The following is a 22,524-nucleotide window of genomic DNA, read 5'->3' as shown; positions in this document are numbered from 1 at the left end:
TCCCTGCATGCCCGCGCGCCGGTGGAGCCACGCGGCGAACGGCGACTGCCGATCGGTGACCAGTGACCGGTCACCGGTGACGGGTGATTGGCGACCGGCGGCGTACGGCCAACGGCCGACGCGCGGTGATCAGTGACCGGCGAACGCACAACGTCAGCGAAGGAGCCGACCATGTCTCGCACCTACCTCATCACCGGAGCTGCCTCCGGCATCGGCAAGGCCACCGCCACCCGGCTCAAGGAGCAGGGGCACACGGTCATCGGCGTCGACCTCAAGGACGCCGATATCGTCGCGGACCTCGCCACCCCCGACGGCCGGGCCCATCTGGTCCGGCGCGCAGGCGAGTTGAGCGGTGGGCGGCTCGACGCCGTGATCGCGGGCGCCGGCCTCGCCGGTTTCGAACCGCGCGCCGTCAGCGTCAACTACTTCGGCGCCGTCGCCACCTTGGAAGGGCTGCGCCCCCTGCTGGCCGCCGGTACGGACCCGCGCGCCGTCGTCATCGCCTCGGTCGCCTCCGTCCACCCTCACGACACGGCCATTGCCGACGCGGCGCTCGCCGGTGACGAGCAAGCGGCGCTGGCCGCCGCCCAGGCAGCGGTCGACCGGGGAGAGGGCTTTGCGATCTACGGCTCGACCAAGGCCGCCATCGCCCGATGGATACGCCGCACCGCCGTGACCGCCGACTGGGCGGGCGCCGGTATCCCCCTCAACGCCATCGCCCCCGGAACCGTCGTCACCCCCATGACCGAACCCATGCTGGCCAGCCCCGACGTGCGCAAGATCGTCGATGCGACCGTCCCCATGCCGCTCCACGGCCACGCCCAGCCAACACAGATCGCCCCCCTCCTGGCCTGGCTCACCTCTCCCGAGAACGAACTGGTCACCGGCCAGGTCGTCTTCATCGACGGCGGCGCCGACGCCGTACTGCGCGGCGACGGCACGTGGTGAGCCGTCGAGGGCAGCGGCCGGTCAGTGACAACCCGCGATCATCGCAATCCGCAGTCATCGGAGGCTCACCGTGCACACCCTGACTCGCACCATCGTCGTCACTGCCGATCCCGATGCCGTCTGGCAGATCGTCGGCAGGTTCGGCGGCCTTGCCGACTGGCACCCCCTGCTGCCGCCGTCGGTGATCGAGGACGGCGCCGATCCCGAGACGCCCGGGGCGGTGCAGGCGTTCTCCGTCAACGGCCAAGTGGTCATCCGGGAACGGCTCCTGGAGAAGGACGACTCGCGCCGGATGCTCCGTTACACCATCCATGAATCCGCCGTCCCCGTCTCCGACTATGTCTCCACACTGTCCGTGCACCCGCACGAGGCGGGCGCCGAGATCCGCTGGGCCGCGACCTACGAGGCCGCCGACGAACTCGTCCCCGAGATCGAGAAGCATTTCGGCGACACCATCTACGCCACCGGCCTGGACACCCTCAAACAACGCTTCGCCCTACCCGCTTACCACGACAACGAGACACACGGACCGTAGCCACGAACTGTCGTTGTCGTGGTAAGGAAACACATCCGGAACAAACCGGCTCGCCGCATAGGGGACCGCCTCCCGGTGCGGCGGCGGTCTCCGCGGTGCGCAGGGAGCGCACACAGTGGCTACCTTGGCCAAGCGTCCGTAACGTGCCTGGTTCCAGGGGGAGTTGGCGAAACTTCAGGTGGCGTGCCCGTCCTGGAACGGGCTCTGGGACTAGGGCGTGTTCTAGGAATTGGGTGGTCGGCCATTTGGTGAGGTCGCCCGCGATGTGGCCGATAGCCGTCTCGACGCTGACGTCGTGTCCGCGGCGGTTGATGTCGCGCGGGACGACCTCGTAGCCACCCTCGTCCAGCACGGGAACGGAGGCGAACCAGGCGGATTCGTCCTCGTCCGGCTGGATGACAGCGAAGGTGTCGCCCGCGTCGTTCAGATCGCTGATGAGCCTGAACAGGGCGTCCTCGGACGGGACGTCGACGTGGCAGCCTTTCCCATTGTCAACCGCGGTAGTCGGTTACTGCGGTTGCTCGTCGTGCGGCCTCGCCGGCGAAGGCGTGCCAGGCCGCACGTCGGGTCGGGGCGACCGGTTCCGGCACGCCGATGACGAGTCGCCGTGACGGGGCTGTGGTGGCCCTCCGGGGGTTATCGGGTTCTGAAGCGGCGGAAGAGGTTTCGGGCCACGTACACGCCGGGGCCGCCGAAGCCGACGATGTCGACGCGCCCGTCACCGGTGATGTCGGCGAGGAAGCGGGGGTGGCGGTCGACCCGCCAGCCGCCTGCGTCCTCGTTGTACCCGAAGCCGCAGCACACCAGCTGGGCCTGCTCGAACTGGCCGTCGCCGCTGCTGTGCGACACCCAGACCCCCTCGTCGCCGAAGCCGACGATGTCCGGGTTGCCGTCGCCGGTGACATCGGCGAGGAACCGAAGGTGCTTCCCGCTGGTCCACCCCTGGGCGAGCCCGAAGTCGTTCAGGACGAGTTTCGAGGGCTCGAACGTGCCGTCGCCGCGCCCGCGTGAGACGACGACGCCCTGTGGGCCGAACCCGACGATGTCCAGTGCTCCGTCACTGGTAGTCCTGACCAGGACCCGGGGGTGCTCCTCGACCGAGCTCCACCCCTGGTCGGTCCCGAAGTCGTCGAGGACGTACAGAGGGTTGGCGAACTTTCCTTCCTCGTCTTGGAGCGATACCCAGACGCCGTCGTCGTGGCAGCCGACGATGTCGAGCCTGCCGTCGCCGGTGGTGTCGGCGAGGAAGCGGGGGTGCTTGTCGACAAGCCAGCCACCCGCCTTCTCGTTGTGGCCGAACGCCCGGAGGACCGGTTCGTCGGCGATCGGCGCGAACTTTCCTTCCTCGTCTTGGAGTGACACCCAGACGCCGTCGTCGTGGCAGCCGACGATGTCGAGCCTGCCGTCGCCGGTGGTGTCGGCGAGGAAGCGGGGGTGCTTGTCGGCAAGCCACCCGCCGGCCTGCTGGCCGTGTCCGAACGCCTTGAGGACCAGCTTGCCGCCCGCGGGCGCGAACGCCCCGGCCTCGTCTTGAGAGGACACCCGGACACCGTCAGCGGCAAGCACGACGACGCCGGGCTTGCCGTCGCCCGTCGTGTCCACGAGGGTCCACAGGTCCGCGGGACTCGCGGAGGACGCGGGCTGGTGCAGGACGCGTTCGTCGTCGTCGAACGTGCCGTCGCCTCTGCTGGATGACGTCACAGCGCCCTTCGCGGGTTTGAGCCCTACGATGTCCGCCCGCCCTGTTCCCGTGGTGTCGGCGAGGAACCGCGCACCGACCCCGGCCCACCAGCCCGGTTGCCCGCTGGGAGAGCGGTTGGCCCCGTCGAGCTTCCACCCGCCGGCGTCCTGGTCGCTGCCGAACCGCTCGAGGACCAGCAGCATGTCGCTGAAGGAGGGCGTCGCGTCGGGTGCCGGCCGCAGCGCGGTCGGGCGGACCAGCCGCCAGGACCGGCGGCCGTTCCAGTGACTCAGTGGTGCCCAGCGCAGCACCGGGTCGCTGATGCGCTCGGGCTCGGCCGGGACGAACCGCCACCGCTGGCTTTCCGCGCTGTCGTCGTACTCGCGCAGGACGACCCGGGTGTCGTCCGCGCCGGGGTCGGCGAGGTCGAGAACGGCACCATCGGTCGCGCCCTCGATGAAGTAGAGGCCCGCTTCGCCCTCGACGGGGACGACGTGCCACTGCTGGCCCTTCTTGCCGGCGGCGGCGTCCCACTGGCGGACACCGCGGTCCGCGGCGGCAGGGTTGTCGAGCACCTTGCCGCCGACCGCGTTGCGGATCACATATGCCTGAGCGTCTTGTGCTTGCCCGCCTTGCGCGGTCTGCACAGGGGTGAGCTGCCACTGCTCCGGGCTCGGGCCGCCATCGGGGAAGTCGCGGACGACGAGCGCCCCGTCCGTGCTCGGCGCAGCTTTGGTGCCGAGGGTCTTCCCCGTGGCGGCGTGGACGATCTCCAGCTTCAGTTCTTCCGTGGGCACGGGCATCGTGGTGCCTCTTCCAGGCGGTTGGGGCGTTGGCTCGGGACGGGTGTGGCGCGGCGGTGGCCGCGGATCACGTGAAGACGTGGTGGTACGGCACGTTCCACTCGCTGGGCAACCGCGGATAGAACGTGTTGATGACCGTCCCGGTGAAGTCCCCGCCCCAGTTGTAGGTGAGACGCACCTCGCTGTCGGCCGCCACCGCGTGGTCCTTGAACCCGAGGATGGCGTCGGGGTGGGTGATCGGCACGAAGGTGATCCCGCCCCACGGCGTCACCGTGACGACCCAGAGCTGGGTGTCCTCGATTGCGCCGTTCTTCCCGCGCCACTTGTCGCCCACCTTGTCGGGGAGGCCGACCTGGACGGTGTCGGCTGTGCTCTTGGGAGCCTCCTGGTGGACGGTGATACGCCTGCGTTGCGGCTTGGGCGCGCCGTCGTCGCCGCGCCCGGCGTCGGCGTCGCCTGCGCCGGCGGGTTTGGGCGACACCTGGCCCGCGGCGCTCTCGATGAAGTACAGCGGTCGCTGCCCGAAGAAGCCGCCGGGCGTGATGTGCCAGAGGTGGCCCTGCGCCTCCTTGGTGGCCGGGTCGAGCGCAGTGGCCAGCTTGACCCCCTTGTCGTGGCTCTCCTCCTTCAGCTCGGCGGGCCGCAGGTAGCCGCCGTTGAAGGCGTGGACGAGCATGACCGGCCGATTCTCGACCAGCGCTGCCACGATCGCGTTGTCATAGCTGTTCACCGCCACCGGGCCGCCGACCACCAAATTCGCCATCGCCGTGCGTTCTTGGGTGTACATCGCGGAAACCTCACCTGTTCTGAATGTGGAGAACAACGCGTCGGTCACTCAGTGCACTCGTCCATCAAGCGGCATTACCGCAAGCCCGATCATTTTCGATCGAAAAGAATTCGAAAATGAATGGGTGACCGATGCGGATATCCTCACCCACGGCAACGGTCGAGGTCGCAACGCCCGCAGGCGGGACTATCGAAAAGTCATCGATCGAGTGGCCGACAGTGCTTCAACACACCACAGGCTTCCGCAAGTTGGGAGACTCGGTCAATGGCCAGTGGCCTTAATCAGCCAATTGCGGCGTGATGCACGGAGGCACCTTTCCGGGTAATGCGGCTCGTGATAACTTCGCTTGCCGGAACGTGTGCAAATCAATTTTTGCACTTCACCGAGCGCGGTTCGACCAGAATCAGTCGAGGACGGGGAATGCCTTCCAACGCATACAACCTGGAACGGGCCAAGCGCCAGCCACTGACGAAGAAGAACCTGCGGGAACTCAACATCGAGCAGACCTGGCAGTCCATCCTGGACCACCCCAACCTGGTCTACGTCGACGACTACGGTGTGCGGCACAAGCCCGTCGGGTTCTCCGTGAACAAGTCGAGCTTCGGCGCTTTCCCCGGCTCCGCCTTCCAGCTGGGCTGGCTCGCCTACATGAACCTCGGGGAGCCGCTGATCGAGGAGCGGCGCAACATCAGCCAGCCCCCGCCCGACACGTTCTCCTCGCGCACCTACGCCAACCGCAGCCAGACGTCCCCGATGACCTTCACCGACTCGGTCGATTTCAGCGTGTCGAACGGGGTCACGTGGTCGCTCCAGGGGTCGGCCCAGCTCACCTTCGGCGGCAGCGTCAGCGCACAGCTCCAGCTCCAGCTCCAGAACCAACTCAAGATGGACCTCCAGACGCAGCTTCAGACACAGCTCCAGAACGAGGTGGCGAACAAGAACGCGAACACGGTGACCAACAAGAACAGCAAGGACAACGTCGGGGTGGACAACGCCAACGCCACCGAGACGGGCGTGCGGAACGCGGCGACGAACTCCGCGGCGAACTCGGTGACGAACTCGGTGGCGTTCACGACCCAGGGCAGCGCCACCGGCACCGCGACGCTCAACGCCCAGTTGATGCTGGGCATCACGGCCTCCGTCGGCGGCTCCCTGACAACCAGTTGGGCCTCGAAGTCGCAGATCTCCGGCCAGGTCCCGCCGAACTCCCGCGTGCAGACCATCGTCACGCAGCGGCGTACCCGCAAGCAGTACTCCTACGAGATCCCGGTGACCTTCTCCGGGCTCATCGCGGTGAAGTACGACGTGCCGGTGGCGGTCCTGTCTCCCCCGCAACCCGGTGAGTATCCCGGCCTGGACCAGTTGGTAGCCCGTGACATCGGCGACCTCGACCTGGCGGGCGGCGGCTTCCGCATGAAGGGACTGGCCGAGGTCGTCTCCGCTCTGGAGGTCCACCACACGATGTTCGACGGCGAGAGCCTGACCGACAGCCAACGAGCGCTGCACAAGCAGCCTTGACCGGCGGCCGGCGCCGCCACGACGACGACCAGGGATGACGACCATGGTGTTCGACAACATCTTCGGCTTCGCGGGCAAGAGCGCGGGGCTCTTCTCAGTGACCACCGACAGCGCCAAGCCGGAGCCGGGTGCAGGCGTCGACTTCGAGGACGCCGAAGAGGACACATACGACGACACGAGCACGAGCCTGTTCAACAGCGCGATCCACGGGGCTTCCTCCCGCGCCAAGGTCGTGCAGGAGCAGTCGCCCGAAGCGCGGGCCATCCTGGGCTTCCTCGGCTCCTTCATCCAGACCACTCAGGCGTCGGCCGGTGAACAGGCCCAGTACGCCCAAAATCCCAGCTCGGTGTCCACGGCGGCGGCCGCCGGCATGCAGGAGTCGAGCGCGACGGTGACGGAGCACAGCGGCCTTCAGAAGGACGAGGACCTGGAGAACAAGCCGAAGAAGAGCGATTACACCAAGGCCCCCAAGGCCCCCGAAGCGCCCAAGGCTCCCGAGGCTCCCGAGGCCCCCAAGGCGACCGCCGAGAAGCCGTCCCGTTCCCAGTAGTGCCCGGGTCTGGAATCAACTCACAACTGACTGTAGTAGGCGGTCGGTGAACGGTGAAAGGGATGACGATGAGCACTGCCCACACGGCAACCACAGGTGGCGAGCACTCCGCCCCTCCGATCAGCACGGTCGCGGGGACCGGGGTCGCGGGGTTCAAGGGGGACAACGAGCCTGCCGTTTCGGCTCAGTTGAACCGCCCGTACGGGATCGCGGTGGACAGCACCGGCACCCTCTACATCTCCGACTACATCAACCACCGGGTCCGGAAGATCACGACCGACGGGAAGATCAGCACGGTCGCAGGGACCGGGGTCCCGGGATTCAGTGGGGACAACGGCCCTGCCGTCTCGGCCCAGCTGCACTACCCGCGTGAGGTGGCGGTGGACAGCGCAGGCGCCGTCTACATCGCCGATACCAACAACCACCGGGTCCGGAAGATCACGACCGACGGAAAGATCAGCACGATCGTCGGCACGGGCACCGCGGGCTTCAGCGGCGATGGCGGCGCCGCCACCGCAGCCCGGCTGCACACCCCGTTGGGGGTGACGGCGGACAGCACCGACACCCTCTATATCACCGACCACGGCAACCACCGGGTCCGGAAGATCACGACCGACGGGAAGATCAGCACGGTCGCGGGGACCGGGGCCGCAGGCTTCATGGGAGACGGTGGTCCAGCGGTTTCAGCCCGGCTGAATGCCCCGTACGCAGCGGCGGTGGACGGCGCGGGCGACCTCTACATCGTCGATGCCGCCAACCATCGGGTCCGGAAGGTCACGGCCGATGGGAAGATCAGCACGGTCGCCGGCACGGGCACCGCGGGCTTTGCCGGTGACGACGGCCCGGCGGCCTCGGCAAAGCTGAACTTCCCCGTGGGGTTGGTGGTGGACAGCACCGGCACCCTCTACATCTCCGACTACAGTAACCACCGGGTCCGGAAGATCACGGCGGACGGCAAGATCAGCACGGTCGCCGGCACCGGCACCGCAGGCTCCGGCGGTGACGGCGGCCCGGCCGCTTCGGCACAGCTGAACAACCCGTTCGGGCTCGCTGTGGACTGCGTCGACACCCTCTACATCGCCGACCACGCCAACAACCGGGTTCGGAAGATCGCGTCGGTGAAGCTGGCCGGGCTGCCCGATTCGGGCACGGTGGTCTCCTGGGCCAGCGTCCGGAGCAGGTTGCGGATGGGGGTCCTGCGTGAGTCCACCAAGGACGGGGCCGAGATCCACCAGTCCCTCGCCACTCCCAGGGACCACCAGCGCTGGCGGCTGGTCGCGGCGGGCCAGGACAACGGCGAGGTCCTGTACCGGATCGAGAACGTGCGCAGCGGCAAGGTCCTGGAGGTCGTCGGAGCGCAGGAGGCGCCCGGGGCGGTGGTCGCGCAACGCGCCTACGAGGGTGGCGACGCACACCACCAGCAGTGGAGGCTGATCCCGGTGGGCTCCGTGACCGACACCCCTCGGGTGTACGAGATCGCGAACCGGAACAGCGGTCTGCTCCTGCAAGTCGACACCAACGCCCGCACGGCGATCAAGCAGCACGGGGCGGAGGGCGACCACCGGGACCGGCAGTGGCAGCTGCTCCCCGTGTGACTCCGAGGGGTCGGGGGCGACCTTGCCCCTGACTCCTCGGAGCCACAAGAGCATCGGGGTGGCAAGTCCACTTCCGGGTGTTCCTTGTGGAGCACATTGACGAGACACCGCACCGGATGGGTAGTCGCCCCCCCCGCCAACGCCCCGACGTGAAACTGCTCGGCCGCAGCGGCGCCTCGGAACTGATCGACGTGCTCTGGGAGTTGATGGCGGCCAACGGCTCGCCACAGCACGTCATCATTGAGCATCGCCGGTATGGCAAGCCGCTTGAGAACCACGGTTGCTTCACGGTTGCTTCAGGAGAACGGCGGCAGCATCCTCCTGCGGGACTTCCTGTGGGCCAGGATGCTGGGCATCTTTGACGAGCCTCCCGTCGAAGCGCGCCGGGCGACCCGTGAGTTCGACCCGCCCACAGTACTGACGCCGAGTCGAGCGTCGTTGGCGCGCAGCACCAGCGCACGGCGACCGGGGGCGAAGCGCGCTGGGACATCGATCCGTTCGTAGTAGGCGGCAGCCTGATGGCGCGGGGGATCGCAAATGACCTCGACAGCACTCGGGTGTGGCTCACCGACACCGACCGGATCTACGTCTCTGGCGGCCGGGCGGCGTACGGCTGTCGCCCTTCGGGCTCACAGCCACTGGTGGATCGCCGCAATGTGGATGGCCGCCTCGAAACGCACCGCGAGCTTGTCATAGCGCGTGACGATTGCTCGATGCTGCTTGTGACGGCTGATCCCGCACTCAACGGCATGACGGGCCTTGTAGTCCTGGGGCGAAGGCGGGTGGGCTGCCGCCCCCACGGCCACGACGCTTGCGGTTGCGGATCTGGTCGACCGGTTCCGGGATCGTGCATCTGACCCCACGTTTGCGCAGGTAGGCGCGGTTCGCACGGGAGGAGTACGCCCTGTCGCTCCGCCCCGCAGCGGGCGGGTACTCGGCCGGCCGCCACCGCACGCCGTCCACCAGTCGCCGCCGACCCGGCCACCTACGACTCACACCCGCCGCAGGAAGCAACGACCGCCGCGTCGTCCCCCACCGTATTGCCCGCCACGGATGGTGCATCGAGGGCGCGAGACGGGCGCTTCCGTCACCGTCTCCTGCGATCGGCCGTACGTCGGCCGCCCGCCCAGGAGGTGCTTCGCCGTGAGGGTGAGAAGTAACCACAACTCGTGTGTCAGTGGGCGTAGTTAGAGTGCCGTGTGATCGGTGATCGAGTGGCTGCCTGTTTGCAGGTTCCCCTGCCCATCACCTGGTCACGTACTGAGAAGCACGGCCGCGAAAGAGAGTGCACCGCATGACTGACCTTTTCACCATTTCCGTCGACGCGGTGGAGGGCATGTCCTTCCGCGGGAGGGTGCACCTCATCAACCCTGACGCCGCCTCAGTCCCCAAGGGGCGGACCTTCCCCGTGTCGCTGATCTTCGAGACCTGGTTTCCGGAGGACCACGAGGCGCCGAGCAGGGCGGCGGTCGGCGAGGAGGACCCTTTCGTCACTGCGCAGCGCCCCGAGGTGGAGCCGATGATCCACTGTGGGCGGAGGATACGTGTCAGCGCGGAGGGCTACCTCCTGTCGTATGACGGGCAGACCCTGCTCAAGCCTCGCCAAGAGGCGGCAGATGTGCCCGGGGAACGCCGCTCGTCCGGCTTCGACGGGGTCTCCTCGTACTTCACCGTAGAGGTGCCGGAGGAGGACCTCGTCCGCCATGCCCCCTCCATCGTCACCTCCTATGAGGTCGGTCGCCTGCGGAACGTCCCGCTGATCAGCGAGATCATCCGGTACAACGACGGGAACCCGCTGACCGACGCGGAACTGGCACAGGAAGAGTTCGAGGAGGGGGAGGCGGATCTGTACGACGAAGGCTGGGAGCTGATCACCACCCGGCCCTTCGAGGAACGCCCGTACGCTGACATCACGTTCACGGTGACCGACCCCCGCTATCTGAAGCACCTCACCCCCGGCCTCCGCTGGCGCACGGCTATCTGGCGGTAGTGCGCCGAGGGTAGGTGCCGTGCCCAAATCTGTCACCGATGGGTCGGGCGAATACACCTGGACGAGTAGCTGGTCATTTCAGAACGAGATCGGTGAGCTCGCTTGGCGGGTTGAGTTCGTGGTCGCAGGGTCCGCCGGGTGCCTGGTGATCTTGTGCCTGATGACCTGCGGGAACGGATGGCCCGGCTGCATGAGGTCTTGCTCACCGAACTGCGCACCGCGGGATTGCTGGACATGGACGACGCGGCGGTCGTCGGCTCTCACGTCAGGGCTCTCAAGGGAGGCTCACACCGGACCTCGCCGGTCGACCGGGCACGGGCCGGCAGCAAGTCCGAGGGAGTCCCTCACCTGCACAGCCACAACGGAGAGATGCGCCAGCCGCGGGCGTCCGCCCGCCCGCGGCCTCAATGGTCTTCGTCCACGCCTCCCGGTCGGGCCGGAGCCACAGTCAGTGGTCCGGGACGACGTCGTGGCCGGCGGTCAGCTGCTCGACGCGCTGAATCCGCACGGCGTCGACGGCTCCTCTGTTCAGGGCGCCGGCTTGGGATCAATCCACAACGCCTCGGAGACGGCGGACAGTTCACCCTCCGCCGTGGCGAGCGCCACACCCGTCATGTGCTTGCGGCCGGACTCCGACAGCAGCCACGCGTACACAATGTACGGCTCGCCTGCGGCGACCGGCCGCAGAATCGTGCCCGTGAGGGCTGCGGTGACCGCGCCCGGACGCTGGGTGCCGAGAAGTCGGCCCGCCCAGTTTCCCGGGCAGTCCAGGGCACCCCAGACCAGTCGGTTCGGGAGGAGGCCGTCCGGGTCGGCGAAAACGGGGGACGGGACCCAGGCAGAGGCCACAACGTCGCGACCCGGCACCGGCGTGCAGTGCATACGCAGGCCGCGGTCGGCAGTGCGCAGACCGCAGCCGAAGCAGTCGACCACACCCGACGGCGGCGCCGCCCGGAACCTCTCGGCCGCGGCGACCGCCTCGTCCCAGGAGGGCGCGGCCGGTGTGTCGAGCAGCAGCTCGGCGGGGCGCGCAGTGGCAAGGGGCCGCTCGGTCTCGCCGAGTTCCACGCCTCCTCCCGCCGTTTCGGCGATCCGCACGGGCACCTCCGCCGGCACCGGCCCTCGGAAGTCCACCCGTACCGTCTTCGCCTCGGACCGCTCCGCCAGCACGCCGGCGACGTAGCCACCGAAGGCCACCCCGGGATAGCCAACGCACAGTCCCGGCACCACGATTGTGTGAGTCGTCATCATGATTCCCTTCCTACCGCTTCCCTTGGGCAACGACTGCTTCGCCGATCCCGGACCTTGAACGTGTACCCCTTTGGCATCGCTGGGGTGCTCGGGTTCAGGGGCACATGACGACCTGTCCGGCCCAGGACAGACCGCCGCCGAAGGCGAGCAGCAGGACCGGGGCGCCGGGGGAGATCTCGCCGCGTTCGGTGACTGATTCGTCCGAGGCGGCGATTCGGCGGGTGGCGATTCCGGTACGGCGCCGGATCCACTCGTCGCTGGTGTCGACCAGGGCGGAGAGGTCGTCGTTGGTCAGGACCCGCGTCGGCTGGTAGTGGCCCATGGCGGTGATGCGGCTTCCCGGCACGGTGGAACGCACAGGTGATCTCCTCGACTCGGCGGCTGCGAACCGGAATATAGCAACCGATCGGTCGGATGCTAAAGGCCGGGCGGCTCGGTACGATGGCGGCATGAGCCCTCGCAACTCCCGTACCGAAGCCCGCAGAACACGGGAGCGCATCGTGGAGCGCGGCATCGCGCTCGCCTCGGTCGACGGCCTCGAAGGGCTCACCATCGGGCGTCTCGCGGCCGACCTCAAGATGAGCAAGGCCGGGGTGCTCGGGCACTTCGGCACCAAGGAGGCGCTCCAGCTTGCGACCCTGCAAGGGGCCGCGGCGGCCTTCTCGCGGTTGGTGTGGGAGCCCGTTGCGCACGAGGAGCCGGGCCTGCCCCGCCTGCGGGCCGTCCGCGACACCTGGATCGCCTACCTGGAGACCGGGCGTGACATCTTTCCCGGCGGTTGTTTCTTCACCACCGCCTCCGTCGAATTCGACGCCCGCCACGGCCCCGTCCGCGACGCCGTGGCCCGTCTGTTCCGGGCCTGGCGCCTACGCCTCGCCGCCGAAGTGCGCACGGCCGTCGCGGCGGGCGATCTGCCGACGGACACCGACCCGGATCAGGTCGTGTACGAGCTGGTGGGCTGCTACATGGCCCTGAATCAGGAAATCCAGCTCCTCGCCGATCCCATGGCTGCCGCCCGTACCCGCCGGGCCGTGAACCGGCTCCTCGGTCAGTCGTAGGGATTCGGGCGAGGCGGTGAGGGCTCAGCACGGCCCGGCCAGGCCGAAGAGCAGGGTAAATAGTATGGGCGGATGAAAACTGGACAGCGTCAAGGGGGCCGAACGGCGGCCTGGCCGGCCCCGTTCTTCTTCATAGCCACCGGCTGTGTGCTGCTTGCCGACGTGGTGAGCTGGAGCAGTGTGTTGCTGGTTGTCGCGGGGCTGGTGATCCCCGGCTGGCTGGTGAGTTCTGCGTTGCTCTTCGTCTTGCTGGTGCTTGTGCTGGTCCGGGCCGTAATGCGCCGCACAGTGGCCTCTGAGGCGGCGAAGAGACGCAGCCTCCCAACTCGCTTGGCTTTTGCGCTGATGGCCGGCGCGGCCGGACTGGGGAGTGCGCTCGGCGCGGTGAGCGACCTGGGTGCGGACTACCGCATACTTGAGCCGCAGGGCCCGGACGGCTGTCGGGCTGTCACGCGGGAGGTGTCGTTCCTGTTCGCGGGCAGTGGCGACGTCTACGCAGTGGGGGCCAGTGGTATCGGCTGGCGAACGAGCTCCTGGACCGCCGACGACGGCGGCCGCCCCATCGCCACCGGCTCGTACACATTGCACTGGGGCCTCGGTGGCGGCGTCCTGACGGTCAGCGGAAGTGCCGGCAACCCGGTCTGGCCCAGCCTGCACGACGTCGACTGCGGCTAGTTGCTCGGCAGCCGGACTCAGCGCGTCGTGGCGGTGCCCGGCAGGCACTGGTCAACAGCCTCGTGCGGTCCGGGCAGCACACGGGCGGGGCTTTCCAGGCCATGCAGGCAGGCCGCGGCATCGCGGATCTGGTCCTCGTTGAAGACCCGTACGCCCGCTCGCCGCAGCAGTGCGGTCGTGACGCCGTGGCCGGGGGTGCGGGTCCCCGTGAAGCATCCGTCGTAGATCCGCAGACTCCCGCAGGACGGGCTGGATTCCTTCAGCAGCGCGATGCGGGCACCGGCCGCACGAGCCGCGTCCAGTGCCAGGTGGGCGCCACGGACGAAGTGCTCGGTGACGTCCTCGCCGGTCCCGGTGAGCACCTGGGCGGTGCCGTCCAGGACCGCCGCGCCGTCACCACCGACGATCTCGGCCGGCGGGCGCGGTACGGGTAGGCCGCCGGATGTCTCGGGGCAGAACGCCACCACGCGCCGCTCGGCCCGCCAGCGTTCGACGAGTTCGTCGTCCACCGGCTTCGCACCACCGTCGTAGCGCACGCGGCTGCCGAGCAGGCAGGCGCTCACCAAAATCCGTTCCATCCCGCCAGGCTACGACCCCTTGGATGGTGAGCGCCCCCGGCAACCGGCCAGGCACACACCTCACCGGCGAGGTCAGGCGCTGGCCCTGCACGTGGTGGACGATTGCAGCACGGTGCACTCGGAATCCCACCACGGAAGGTCCTTGTGGACTTCCGTCAGTTGGCGGTTCGAGTACGGGGGAGGGGGAGGGGTACGACCGACGTCGCCCAGCGGTCAGAGGCTGGTGAGCAGGCCGTCGAGTGGGGCGGGTATGTGGTCGGGGGCCAGTGCCTCGACGAGGACGCGGCCGTAGCGGATCTTGCGCCCCTTCTTCGTGCCGAGGAAGCGCCGCAACTGCTGCTGTGAGGTGCGGCCCCGCTGTGCGGGCTGGCGCAGGAAGGTCTGTAGGGCGCGCAGGTCGCCCTCCGCGCGGACCAGCTCCTCCACCCGTGTCACGCCCAGCGCGCGGATGAGCTCGTCTTCCAGATCCGCCGCACAGACAAAGATGCCTTGCTGCGCTGCACCGGCCCGCTCCAAGGCGCGGGCGTAGTAGCGACGTTCCGCCTCGTCGCACAGTCCCGTGAGGCGGAGGCTCAGGCCGGGTGGCCCGAGGAGGCGGGTGTAGCGCCCGACGTTCATCGCACCGCCCATCGGCAGGACGCAGACTCCCTCGGACTCCAAGTTCCGGTCGCGACTCGCGGCCAGCGCGCTGACCGCCGCGGCGTCGCTGGGCCCTTCGAGCAGGACGGCTGTCCGGACGGACAGTTGGGTGGCCAGCTCGCGCGCGGCGTCGCCGGGGCCACCGGCCGCCCACGCGGCGACCGCCTCCCGGAACGACGCCATGTCAGCCATGAGACGAGTCTCCGCCTTTTCCGGCCGCGACGGTAGGGAATTTCCGCCAGGGCGTCGATCGGTGACGAGCAGTCGGGCCCGACGGTCCGCACGCGGGGAAGCTGCTGCCGGGAGCCGCTGGGGGCCGGGCGGTTGCCGCGCCGTCAACGTGCTGCGGATGACCGGTCAGTGGTCGTCGCGGAGCGCCCGCGCGAGTACGGCGCGGTGGGTCGGTTTCGCCTCGATGTAACGCTTGTGGCCCCCGTCGGTGAGGACGACGAAGATGCCGCGGCGGTCGAGCTCGCACATGACGCGGTCGACGAGCCCGTCCCGTTCCAACCTTGCTACCAGCCGGGATGCGGCGCTCTGACTCAGGTGCACCACGTTGGTGAGGTCCTGGCCCCGGCACTTGCCGTCGTCGGAGGAGGCGAGGCACTCGAGTGCCTCGAACTCGTTGACGCCGATGCCGTGCTGCGCCTGCAACTCGCGCTCAAGAGCGGTGTGCACGGCGGCGTGCCGGGCGAGAAGCTCATGCCACTCCTCGACCAACTGTTGCTCCGAGCTGCCCATCATGCACCCAGGTTAGCATGCGCCAGCATTTGATGCGTAAGTATTAAATGCGATTGCATTCGATGCGCATGCATGTAATGGTGGATGGCATGACTTCCTCCGCACCCCTGTCCACCTCCACATCCGTGTGGAACGCACGACTATGGGGAATCCTGCTCACCGCCTCCCTCGTCGTGGGCCTCGACGCCCTGGACGTGTCGATGGTGGGCGTCGCCCTCCCCTCCATCCAGGCCGACCTGGAGCTGTCCACCAGCGCGCTTCAGTGGGTCGTCAGCGGCTATGTCCTCAGCTACGGCGGGCTGCTGCTACTGGGCGGACGCGCCGCCGACATGCTGGGCCGTCGCCGCGTCTTCTTGACCGCGGTCGCCGTGTTCGCCCTGGCCTCACTGGTCGGTGGCCTGGTCGACGACGGAGCGCTGCTGATCGCCACCCGCATACTCAAGGGCATGGCGGCGGCGTTCACCGCACCGGCCGCGCTGTCCATCGTCACCACCACGTTCACCGAAGGACCAGCACGCAACAAGGCGCTGGGTATCTTCGCGGTCTTTGGTGCCAGCGGCTACTCGGCCGGTTTGGTGCTCTCCGGCCTGCTGACCCAGGTCGGCTGGCGGTGGACGTTCTTCCTGCCGGTACCGATCGCGCTGATCGCCTGGGCTGCCGCCGGCCGTCTGTTGCCCAAGGACGGGCCCCGGAGTTCTGGCGGCTACGACCTGCCGGGCGCGATCACCTCGGTCGCTGCGATGCTGCTGCTCGTCTACACCGTCGTTCAGGCGCCGGAGGCCGGCTGGGCCGCGCCCAGTACGCTGATCCAGTTCGCCCTCGCCGCGCTGCTGCTGGTCGCCTTCGTCATGCTGGAACGCCGCAGTGCGCATCCGCTGGTCCGTCTCGGCATCCTGCGCTCCGGCCCGTTGGCACGGGCCAACCTCGGTGCGACGGTGTTCTTCGGCGGCTTCATCGGCTTCCAGTTCGTGGTGATGCTCTACTTCCAGCAGGTGCTGCAGTGGTCGGCGCTCCAGACCGCGCTCGGCTTCCTTCCGGCCGCGTTGATCGTCGCCTTCGGCTCGCCGCGCATGGAGCCCCTGATAGAACGGCTCGGTACCTCGCGCACCATAGCGGGCGGAGTCATCGCTCACCTCGTCGCCTATGTGCTGTTCCTCGTCATCGACCGGGACGCCCCGTACGCCGTCGGTGTGCTGCCCAGCATGACCCTGCTCGGTATCGGGTTCACCCTCGCCTTCTCGTCCCTCAACATCCAGGCCACCGCCGGGATCCCGGACCACGAGCAGGGCCTGGCCGGCGGCCTGCTGAACACCTCCATGCAGGTCGGCGGCGCGATAGGGCTCGCTGTCGTCACCGCGGCCCTCACCACCGGGGGCGAAGGCAAGACCGGCCCCGACGCCCTGCTCGCCGGCTTCACCCCCGCTCTGCTCACCGTCACCGCACTGTCAGCCATCGGCCTGCTCATCGCGCTGTCGGGAGTGCTGGGACGGCGCCGCAGTGCCGACATACCCGCGGCCGAGCCGGAGCTCGCCCTCGCCGTCGACTGACGCTGCCGGCCGCGAAGTCCGGAAGGTCGGGCGGCCACCCCGGCGCGGCCCACCGGACATACGCCCTCACCGGCAGCCGAGCCCGCACCACCGCCGCCAGCGGCAACCGCCTCTTCGTCCTCAACCACACGACACTGCTGGTGCTGCCGGTGTACTGGACAGTTCCATGGCGGTCACCTCGCAGACCAGATGTGGATGGCTGCGAGGTGACCGCCGCCCGGCGGCCGCCGTGACGCCCTGCACATGGCCTGGACTCCGGTGTCGGGCAGGGGAGTGGCGGAGGCCTTACCGGCCGCGCGACGAAGGCCCACCGCGACGAGAGCAGCCCGGCGCACAGCGTGGAGTTCCGCCCGCTACCGGGGTAGTTGGAGGGAAAGGTGCGGGGACAACGAGTGGAGGAAGTCGGGCGCGTCGAAGATCTCGCCGGCGGAGGCGACACCGGCCGTGCTGGTCCGTCCCGTGAGGATACGGTCCACCGCTTCCACCGCGAGCGGCGCGGTGACGGCGTAGATGTCCTGGCCTTCCGCCACGGCGCGCCGTTCCACGCCGCCGGCGCGCACGACGACATCGACGAGGAAGGTCTGCGCGGATCGTCCCTGCTCGTCGACCGCGGCCGGCGCCGGTGTGTCCGGGGCCAGCACATCCCTGGCCGCCTCGACCGTCATGTAGGTGCGCACCTCGGGGATGGACAGGTGGCTGGGGACGGTGACGACGTCGGCCATCGTGAACTCCCCGATGACGGCCCGGGTGCCCATCGGGTCGGGAAAGGGCCACTTCAGGTTCGGCGGGTCGTCATGGCGGTACTCCAACCGCCCGTTCGTGTGGACGAAGCGCCGGCCGTTCCGTCGCTGCCGGGAGACCGCGCTCGTGGCGCGCGTCCCGGCGGTGGGGTGCCAACTGCTCAGCGCGTAGGCGATGTGCGCCTCGTCGGCCGCCGTCCAGTCGCCCATCGCCGCGGTGGCCAACAGGTCACCGAGGCCGCCGTAGAACGCCATCGCGGGGACGATCACCGCTCCTGCGGCGCGGGCGCGGTCCGTGAAGTGTGCGAACGTGTCCACGTTGGCCTCGATCTCGGCCGCCACGTCCACATACGGGATTCCGGCTCGCAGCGCCGCCTCGATCACGGGAGCGGCAGTCGTGGCGAACGGCCCGGCACAGTTGATCACCGCCTCCGCACCGGCCAGCGCGCGGTCGAGCGAAGCCGGGTCGCCGACCGACGCCGGGCGGGCGTCGAGCCCCTGATGAGACGCCGCCAGTTCCCGCAGCTTGGCGGTGTCGCGGCCGGACGGAACCGGGACGAACCCGCGCTCCCGCAGCTGCGCCACCACGAACCGCCCGGTGTGCCCGTACGCGCCGAACACCGCCACTTTCGATGCCATGGGTTCCCCCTCGTCCTCGAATGATCTGCCGTGGACATCCTGACGATGGCGGGCCTCCCACACGAGTGTCCGGAACGCCATGACCCATACAATTACGGACGTGAGTACTGTCGCGCTGGCCGTCACCGACGGGATGCTGCACTTCGAGCTGTCCGTGGCGTACGAGGTCTTCGGCAACGGCCCGGCCGGCATGGCCGATCCCTGGTACGACACGGTCGTGTGCGGGCCGGCCGCCGTGCGGGTCGGCCGGTTCCGGCTGGAGCCCGACCACGGACTGGACCGGCTCCCACGCGCCGACACGGTGATCGTCCCTGGCTGGGCCGACGTCGACCAGGACCCGCCCGCCGACCTGGTCGACGCGGTGCGCGCGGCCCACGAGGCAGGCGCGCGGGTGGCCTCCCTCTGCACGGGCGCGTTCGTGCTGGCCGCGGCCGGGCTGCTGGACGGGCGGCGCGCGACCACGCACTGGGCACACGCCGGCGACCTGGCCGCCCGCTACCCCCGGGTGGAGGTGGACCCGGACGTGCTCTACGTGGACAGCGGCAGCGTCCTCACCTCCGCCGGCAAGGCCGCCGCGATGGACCTGTGCCTGCACCTCGTCCGCCTCGACCACGGCTCGTCGACCGCCAACGCGATCGCCCGCCGCCTGGTCGTGCCGCCCCACCGGGCCGGCGGCCAGGCCCAGTTCGTCACCGCCCCGGTGCCCGCCCGGGACGACCACCCGCTCGCCGAGCTGCTCCCCTGGGCGATCGAACGGCTCGACCATCCGCTGTCCGTGGAAGACCTGGCCCGTCAGGCGAGGATGAGCTCACGCAACCTCGGCCGCCACTTCAAGTCGGTGACCGGTACCACCCCGCTTCAGTGGCTGCTGACCCAGCGGATCCGTCACGCCCAGGAGTTGCTGGAAGCCACCGACGACAGTATCGATGCCGTCGCGGCAGCCACCGGCATGGGCACGGCCACGACGCTACGCCGACACTTCAACCGCACCGTCGGCGTGCCCCCGGACACCTACCGCCGCACCTTCCGCTCGCGGACCCGCCCCGGCCCGAACGACGGCTAGCAACGCCCGGGTACCAGGGCCCCTTGAAGCTGCCTGCGTACCTGGAGAAGGAGGCGCAGGTGCAGCTGCTACCGGGGCAGACGCTGTTCTGCCCCGCTCCCGGATACTTCCGGCTGTGCTTCACCGCGTACGGCCGGGACAAGGTCGCACAGGCGGTGGAACGGATCGGCGCAGCGCTGAACAAGCTCGGCTGAGCGGCCATTCGGCCACCAAGCGGCATGACGGCAGTTCCCGACCGCGGCCGGTTCCGAGGCGGCGCTGCGGCTGAGCGATGCACACAGCGCCGCCTTCGTCCCTGGTTGAGGCGCTTGGCGTGATCAGCGGAGTGAAGGGGCCCGTTTCAGGAAGGTGTCGAGTACGCCGTCGGCAACTTTGACGGTGCCTTGGGGCCGGGGGGCACCCCGGATGGTGCGCAGTTCTGACGCCTGGTGCGCCGTGGTCCGGGAGAGGGTCAGCAGCTCGTCGGCCCGCTCCGCCTTCCCGTCGAGGCGTGCCTGGAGCGCGTCGCAGGTGGCGGTGAGGGCTTGGCCCCACAAGGTGAGAGCGTCCAGCCAGGGCTTGGCTTCTTCGGCCAAGCCTCGGTCCTCGACGTGGGTTCTGATCTGCTCGGGTGCCGCGGCCATCAAGTGGCCGTACGCGCCGAGCTGTTCTGCGGCCTGGTGCTTCTCGCCTCTTGCCCACTGCTTGTCGAAACGTTCCAGCCGGGTGGCCAGGGCGGGGGCCTGAGGTTGCCAGGGAGCGCCGCGCCAGCTGGGGGCCATGTGCTGGGTGTCGAAGAAGACTTGCAATGCTTGCGCGGTCGCGGCATCTCCGCCGGCGAGACGGTCGATGGCTGCCCGTGCGCTGGCCTTCGGGTCGTAGGCGCGGGTGTTCCAGGCGTAGTCGGCGCCGGTGAATTCGGCGACTTTGCTGGCCGAAGCCTGATTCATCGGGTTGAGCACAACGCCCGACAGGTGCTGGTCCAGATCCCTGGCGCGCTTGGCGTAGGGGGCGAGCAGGAGGCGCCCGGTGGTCTGGTCGGAGTCGTTGACGGGGTAGTTGTCCCACAGCATGACATCGCGACCCCACAGTGCGACGGCGTCGCGTGCCTGGTCGGAGGTGACGCTGGTGGGGAGGACGTCGGTGCCGGTCCACATCATGCCGATGCGCTTGTCCAGCTGGTGGCGCAGGGTCTTCTTGTAGAGGGTGTCGGACAGGTCGCTGTACTGGGTGGGGACCATCCACAGCGGCCCCAATTCGCGGTGGCGGTCGATGAGTTCTCTCTGCACGCGGTTGAGCAACTCCACCTGGGCGGCGGCCAGGGCTTGTTCGGTGACCGTCCCCCAACGGGCGAAGTCCGCGGCACAGCTCCACACCGGCAGTGGATGGATGTCGTCGAATGCGATGGCGAAGTCCCGTATCCCCAGGTCATAGAGGGACTGGAGCTTGCCGATGACGGCCTCCCGGTCATCTGCGGAGCTGTTGCAGAGGGACTTGCCCGGGGAGAGTACGTAGGTGAAGCGCACATGGTGGGCGCGGGCGCTCTTGACCAGGTCGGTCAGCCGCCTCGCCTGCGCCGTGGGGTAGCGGTCGCGCCACCGGTCCCGCTCGTACGGATCGTTCTTGGGTGCGTAGAGGTAGGTGTTGAGCTTCATCAGGCCGTAGAAGGCCAACTGGTCCAAGCGCGCTTGGTGGGTCCACGGCGTGCCGTAGAAGCCCTCGACCACGCCTCGTCGCGGGATGGACGGGTAGTCGACGACCGATGCTCCCGCGATGGCCGAACGACGGACGAGCTGGGCGAAGGTCTGGGCCGCGTAGTAGACGCCGTCGATGTCCTTGCCGGCCAGCACCACGCCCGCGCGGCCTCGCAGCGAGCCGGTGGTGATCTGGTAGCCCTCTGCGGGGAGCGTGCCACGGCCGAACGCGTTGCTGCGGTCGAGCAGACCGCGCACCGGCTCACTGTCGATCCGGCCGACGACGATGGTCAGGGGCTGCCGGCCGGCGGCGGTCGCCTTCCTGGGCGGGGAGACGTGTACGTCGGTGGCGCCCGCCGAGCGCACTGCCTGGGTGATGCGCTGCACCGCAGCGTCGTCGGCACCCTCACCGCGCACCACATCCACAGTGCCGGGGACCGCCAGATCGGGCCCTGTGCGGCGGATCTGACGGGGTGTGGGAGAGAGCCGGGGCAGTCTGGGACCCGGCTGCTCGGCAGCCGTGACCGTCGGCGGCGGCGGTGTGCCGGCCGACCGGGACGCCGCCCCGTCCGGAGGCTGTGTGCATCCCGTGAACAAGGCGGCGGCCACGGTCAGCACCGTCACCATGAGCGCACTTCGCCTCCCCGCGTGCCGCGCTCTCGTCACTGCTGCTCCCCACCGCGCGCTGCGCCCGTAGAGCCGAGCAGCGTCCAGGCGGCCGTCAGCAGCAGCAGGAACCAACTGCTCGGCACCAGAAGGAAGAGCGATGTGGCGATGGAGGCGACCGGGTCGCCCAAGGGCAGGATCAGCCAGTAGGTAGCGGCGCTGGTGGCTACCAGGCCCAGCGTGCACAGCGGCCAGACCAGCACCCCGGCCGTCTTGGCCCGAGCGTTCCATCCCGGGGTGAGCAGCCATATGACGCTGCCGACGAGCCAGCCCGCCACCGGCAGCAGGTACCCCCCGAAGACCAGTAGCAGCACCGCGATGACCTGGCGGCGGCTACGTCCTCTCAGGCCCGCCCTGGGGGCAGTGGCTGCGCCTGCCTGGATATGGGCTGTCGGCGGCTGGTGAGCGAGGTGTTCGTTCATGAGGCTCTTTCCGGTGTCAGTTCTCTTCGGCGGTGGTGCTGTTCGCGGTTCCGGCGCGCTCGCGGTCATTGCAAGCGCATATCGCCACGCAAGACGCGATGGTTCCCGATCCGGTTCCGCTGGGTCAGGAATTCTCAAGAAGAGAGGGCAGGCAGGGAGTATCTCCCGAATAACAGGGCGTCCAGAAACAGATCCTGACTCCTGCCCAGTGGGAGGGCGGATTTGTCGTCGGGTGAGTACTTCCGGGCCGTTCCGAAATGAACTCTGTAACTTTCGTTGCATGGCACGGCTCTCTTTTGATGGATGTGCCCCGGCGGTGGCGACGCAATACTTCTTGCCATCGCCCGACCACGGCAGCGAAGCGGCCCCCTCGACTGAAGAGGGGCGCGAACACCCGTCACGGGCGTTGCCCGCCGTACGAGGAC

Annotated in this window: 22 protein-coding genes and 3 pseudogenes; 13 read left to right on the top strand and 12 right to left on the bottom strand. The window is 68.9% G+C overall.

The annotated features are described in order from the left end of the window. Positions 1–171 precede the first annotated feature (171 nt). Both AB0C96_RS36495 and AB0C96_RS36490 read left to right on the top strand, forming a co-directional pair. On the top strand, positions 172–948 hold the full coding sequence (locus tag AB0C96_RS36495; RefSeq protein ID WP_362923703.1) for an SDR family oxidoreductase: 777 nt from the start codon (positions 172–174) through the stop codon (positions 946–948). A 70-nt stretch (positions 949–1,018) separates the two neighbouring features. Further along, the gene (locus AB0C96_RS36490; protein WP_362923701.1) at positions 1,019–1,483 is read left to right on the top strand and encodes an SRPBCC family protein; all 465 of its coding nucleotides are present in this window, start codon (positions 1,019–1,021) and stop codon (positions 1,481–1,483) included. A gap of 241 nt (positions 1,484–1,724) precedes the next feature. Here the strand turns inward: AB0C96_RS36490 and AB0C96_RS36485 are convergent. From AB0C96_RS36485 to AB0C96_RS36475, 3 genes and pseudogenes are all read right to left on the bottom strand, one after another. Beyond that, positions 1,725–1,955 (bottom strand): annotated as a pseudogene (locus tag AB0C96_RS36485) (hypothetical protein); the annotation flags it as partial. Between the two features lie 164 nt (positions 1,956–2,119). Next, on the bottom strand, positions 2,120–3,967 hold the full coding sequence (locus tag AB0C96_RS36480; protein ID WP_362923699.1) for an FG-GAP-like repeat-containing protein: 1,848 nt from the start codon (positions 3,965–3,967) through the stop codon (positions 2,120–2,122). A gap of 67 nt (positions 3,968–4,034) precedes the next feature. After that, complete coding sequence (locus AB0C96_RS36475; RefSeq protein WP_362923697.1) at positions 4,035–4,754, bottom strand: hypothetical protein; 720 nt, start codon at positions 4,752–4,754, stop codon at positions 4,035–4,037. A 420-nt stretch (positions 4,755–5,174) separates the two neighbouring features. Here AB0C96_RS36475 and AB0C96_RS36470 point away from each other — a divergent pair, with 420 nt between their 5' ends. From AB0C96_RS36470 to AB0C96_RS36455, 4 genes are all read left to right on the top strand, one after another. Continuing rightward, entirely contained in the window at positions 5,175–6,272 is a 1,098-nt protein-coding gene (locus tag AB0C96_RS36470) for a hypothetical protein (protein ID WP_362923696.1), read from the top strand. A 43-nt stretch (positions 6,273–6,315) separates the two neighbouring features. Next, entirely contained in the window at positions 6,316–6,822 is a 507-nt protein-coding gene (locus tag AB0C96_RS36465; protein ID WP_362923694.1) for a hypothetical protein, read from the top strand. 68 nt (positions 6,823–6,890) lie between these two features. Then, positions 6,891–8,417 (top strand): RICIN domain-containing protein, encoded by a 1,527-nt coding sequence (locus AB0C96_RS36460; protein WP_362923692.1) that lies wholly within the window; start codon positions 6,891–6,893, stop codon positions 8,415–8,417. A 149-nt stretch (positions 8,418–8,566) separates the two neighbouring features. Beyond that, the gene (locus AB0C96_RS36455; RefSeq protein WP_362923690.1) at positions 8,567–8,779 is read left to right on the top strand and encodes a hypothetical protein; all 213 of its coding nucleotides are present in this window, start codon (positions 8,567–8,569) and stop codon (positions 8,777–8,779) included. A 267-nt stretch (positions 8,780–9,046) separates the two neighbouring features. Here AB0C96_RS36455 and AB0C96_RS36450 read toward each other — a convergent pair whose 3' ends face one another. After that, a complete protein-coding gene (locus AB0C96_RS36450) occupies positions 9,047–9,217 on the bottom strand; it encodes a transposase (RefSeq protein WP_362923688.1) in 171 nt (56 codons plus the stop codon). Positions 9,218–9,711: 494 nt separating this feature from the next. Between AB0C96_RS36450 and AB0C96_RS36445 the strand changes: the two genes are divergently transcribed. Both AB0C96_RS36445 and AB0C96_RS36440 read left to right on the top strand, forming a co-directional pair. Further along, complete coding sequence (locus AB0C96_RS36445) at positions 9,712–10,407, top strand: hypothetical protein (RefSeq protein WP_362923687.1); 696 nt, start codon at positions 9,712–9,714, stop codon at positions 10,405–10,407. Positions 10,408–10,593: 186 nt separating this feature from the next. Then, positions 10,594–10,737: pseudogene (locus AB0C96_RS36440) on the top strand (IS5/IS1182 family transposase); the annotation flags it as partial. A gap of 198 nt (positions 10,738–10,935) precedes the next feature. On the opposite strand, the gene AB0C96_RS36435 reads toward AB0C96_RS36440, so the two are convergent. Together AB0C96_RS36435 and AB0C96_RS36430 are read right to left on the bottom strand one after the other, a co-directional pair. Next, on the bottom strand, positions 10,936–11,655 hold the full coding sequence (locus AB0C96_RS36435) for a hotdog fold domain-containing protein (RefSeq protein ID WP_362923685.1): 720 nt from the start codon (positions 11,653–11,655) through the stop codon (positions 10,936–10,938). 190 nt (positions 11,656–11,845) lie between these two features. Next, a pseudogene (locus tag AB0C96_RS36430) lies at positions 11,846–12,004 on the bottom strand (3-oxoacyl-ACP synthase); the annotation flags it as partial. Positions 12,005–12,107: 103 nt separating this feature from the next. On the opposite strand from AB0C96_RS36430, the gene AB0C96_RS36425 reads away from it, so the two are divergent. Continuing rightward, positions 12,108–12,716, top strand: a complete 609-nt coding sequence (locus AB0C96_RS36425; protein ID WP_362923683.1) for a TetR/AcrR family transcriptional regulator — start codon at positions 12,108–12,110, stop codon at positions 12,714–12,716. Between the two features lie 72 nt (positions 12,717–12,788). Beyond that, positions 12,789–13,391, top strand: coding sequence for a hypothetical protein (locus tag AB0C96_RS36420; RefSeq protein ID WP_362923681.1), 603 nt, complete (start codon positions 12,789–12,791; stop codon positions 13,389–13,391). 17 nt (positions 13,392–13,408) lie between these two features. Here AB0C96_RS36420 and AB0C96_RS36415 read toward each other — a convergent pair whose 3' ends face one another. From AB0C96_RS36415 to AB0C96_RS36405, 3 genes are all read right to left on the bottom strand, one after another. Next, positions 13,409–13,969 (bottom strand): DUF523 domain-containing protein, encoded by a 561-nt coding sequence (locus tag AB0C96_RS36415; RefSeq protein WP_362923680.1) that lies wholly within the window; start codon positions 13,967–13,969, stop codon positions 13,409–13,411. A gap of 213 nt (positions 13,970–14,182) precedes the next feature. Continuing rightward, complete coding sequence (locus AB0C96_RS36410; RefSeq protein ID WP_362923678.1) at positions 14,183–14,800, bottom strand: TOPRIM nucleotidyl transferase/hydrolase domain-containing protein; 618 nt, start codon at positions 14,798–14,800, stop codon at positions 14,183–14,185. Between the two features lie 165 nt (positions 14,801–14,965). Next, positions 14,966–15,352, bottom strand: a complete 387-nt coding sequence (locus AB0C96_RS36405) for a MarR family transcriptional regulator (RefSeq protein WP_362923677.1) — start codon at positions 15,350–15,352, stop codon at positions 14,966–14,968. A gap of 86 nt (positions 15,353–15,438) precedes the next feature. Here AB0C96_RS36405 and AB0C96_RS36400 point away from each other — a divergent pair, with 86 nt between their 5' ends. After that, positions 15,439–16,896, top strand: a complete 1,458-nt coding sequence (locus AB0C96_RS36400) for an MFS transporter (RefSeq protein ID WP_362923676.1) — start codon at positions 15,439–15,441, stop codon at positions 16,894–16,896. A 353-nt stretch (positions 16,897–17,249) separates the two neighbouring features. On the opposite strand, the gene AB0C96_RS36395 is transcribed toward AB0C96_RS36400, so the two are convergent. Beyond that, positions 17,250–18,275 carry a saccharopine dehydrogenase NADP-binding domain-containing protein gene (locus AB0C96_RS36395; protein WP_362923674.1) on the bottom strand — a complete coding sequence of 342 codons (1,026 nt, stop codon included), beginning with the start codon at positions 18,273–18,275 and terminating at the stop codon, positions 17,250–17,252. 100 nt (positions 18,276–18,375) lie between these two features. Here AB0C96_RS36395 and AB0C96_RS36390 point away from each other — a divergent pair, with 100 nt between their 5' ends. Both AB0C96_RS36390 and AB0C96_RS36385 read left to right on the top strand, forming a co-directional pair. Then, entirely contained in the window at positions 18,376–19,338 is a 963-nt protein-coding gene (locus AB0C96_RS36390; protein ID WP_362923672.1) for a helix-turn-helix domain-containing protein, read from the top strand. A gap of 23 nt (positions 19,339–19,361) precedes the next feature. Further along, positions 19,362–19,532: a hypothetical protein gene (locus AB0C96_RS36385; protein ID WP_362923671.1), complete on the top strand. Its 171-nt coding sequence runs from the start codon at positions 19,362–19,364 to the stop codon at positions 19,530–19,532. 123 nt (positions 19,533–19,655) lie between these two features. On the opposite strand, the gene AB0C96_RS36380 is transcribed toward AB0C96_RS36385, so the two are convergent. Both AB0C96_RS36380 and AB0C96_RS36375 read right to left on the bottom strand, forming a co-directional pair. After that, on the bottom strand, positions 19,656–21,638 hold the full coding sequence (locus AB0C96_RS36380; RefSeq protein ID WP_362923669.1) for a beta-N-acetylglucosaminidase domain-containing protein: 1,983 nt from the start codon (positions 21,636–21,638) through the stop codon (positions 19,656–19,658). 35 nt (positions 21,639–21,673) lie between these two features. Then, positions 21,674–22,099, bottom strand: coding sequence for a hypothetical protein (locus tag AB0C96_RS36375; protein WP_362923667.1), 426 nt, complete (start codon positions 22,097–22,099; stop codon positions 21,674–21,676). Positions 22,100–22,524: the final 425 nt, after the last annotated feature.

The sequence above is a fragment of the Streptomyces sp. NPDC048506 genome, from assembly GCF_040651315.1.
GTDB lineage: Bacteria > Actinomycetota > Actinomycetes > Streptomycetales > Streptomycetaceae > Streptomyces.
This window is presented reverse-complemented; position numbering and strand designations above follow the sequence as displayed.

Bases quoted from the DNA above. Each gene is read 5' to 3' on its own strand.
- AB0C96_RS36415 (WP_362923680.1), bottom strand. From the start codon at position 13,969: ATGGAACGGATTTTGGTGAGCGCCTGCCTGCTCGGCAGCCGCGTGCGC.
- AB0C96_RS36405 (WP_362923677.1), bottom strand. From the start codon at position 15,352: ATGATGGGCAGCTCGGAGCAACAGTTGGTCGAGGAGTGGCATGAGCTT.
- AB0C96_RS36395 (WP_362923674.1), bottom strand. From the start codon at position 18,275: ATGGCATCGAAAGTGGCGGTGTTCGGCGCGTACGGGCACACCGGGCGG.
- AB0C96_RS36435 (WP_362923685.1), bottom strand. From the start codon at position 11,655: ATGACGACTCACACAATCGTGGTGCCGGGACTGTGCGTTGGCTATCCC.
- AB0C96_RS36470 (WP_362923696.1), top strand. From the start codon at position 5,175: ATGCCTTCCAACGCATACAACCTGGAACGGGCCAAGCGCCAGCCACTG.
- AB0C96_RS36375 (WP_362923667.1), bottom strand. From the start codon at position 22,099: ATGAACGAACACCTCGCTCACCAGCCGCCGACAGCCCATATCCAGGCA.
- AB0C96_RS36460 (WP_362923692.1), top strand. From the start codon at position 6,891: ATGAGCACTGCCCACACGGCAACCACAGGTGGCGAGCACTCCGCCCCT.
- AB0C96_RS36445 (WP_362923687.1), top strand. From the start codon at position 9,712: ATGACTGACCTTTTCACCATTTCCGTCGACGCGGTGGAGGGCATGTCC.
- AB0C96_RS36495 (WP_362923703.1), top strand. From the start codon at position 172: ATGTCTCGCACCTACCTCATCACCGGAGCTGCCTCCGGCATCGGCAAG.
- AB0C96_RS36475 (WP_362923697.1), bottom strand. From the start codon at position 4,754: ATGTACACCCAAGAACGCACGGCGATGGCGAATTTGGTGGTCGGCGGC.
- AB0C96_RS36420 (WP_362923681.1), top strand. From the start codon at position 12,789: ATGAAAACTGGACAGCGTCAAGGGGGCCGAACGGCGGCCTGGCCGGCC.
- AB0C96_RS36410 (WP_362923678.1), bottom strand. From the start codon at position 14,800: ATGGCTGACATGGCGTCGTTCCGGGAGGCGGTCGCCGCGTGGGCGGCC.
- AB0C96_RS36400 (WP_362923676.1), top strand. From the start codon at position 15,439: ATGACTTCCTCCGCACCCCTGTCCACCTCCACATCCGTGTGGAACGCA.
- AB0C96_RS36425 (WP_362923683.1), top strand. From the start codon at position 12,108: ATGAGCCCTCGCAACTCCCGTACCGAAGCCCGCAGAACACGGGAGCGC.
- AB0C96_RS36480 (WP_362923699.1), bottom strand. From the start codon at position 3,967: ATGCCCGTGCCCACGGAAGAACTGAAGCTGGAGATCGTCCACGCCGCC.
- AB0C96_RS36465 (WP_362923694.1), top strand. From the start codon at position 6,316: ATGGTGTTCGACAACATCTTCGGCTTCGCGGGCAAGAGCGCGGGGCTC.
- AB0C96_RS36380 (WP_362923669.1), bottom strand. From the start codon at position 21,638: ATGGTGACGGTGCTGACCGTGGCCGCCGCCTTGTTCACGGGATGCACA.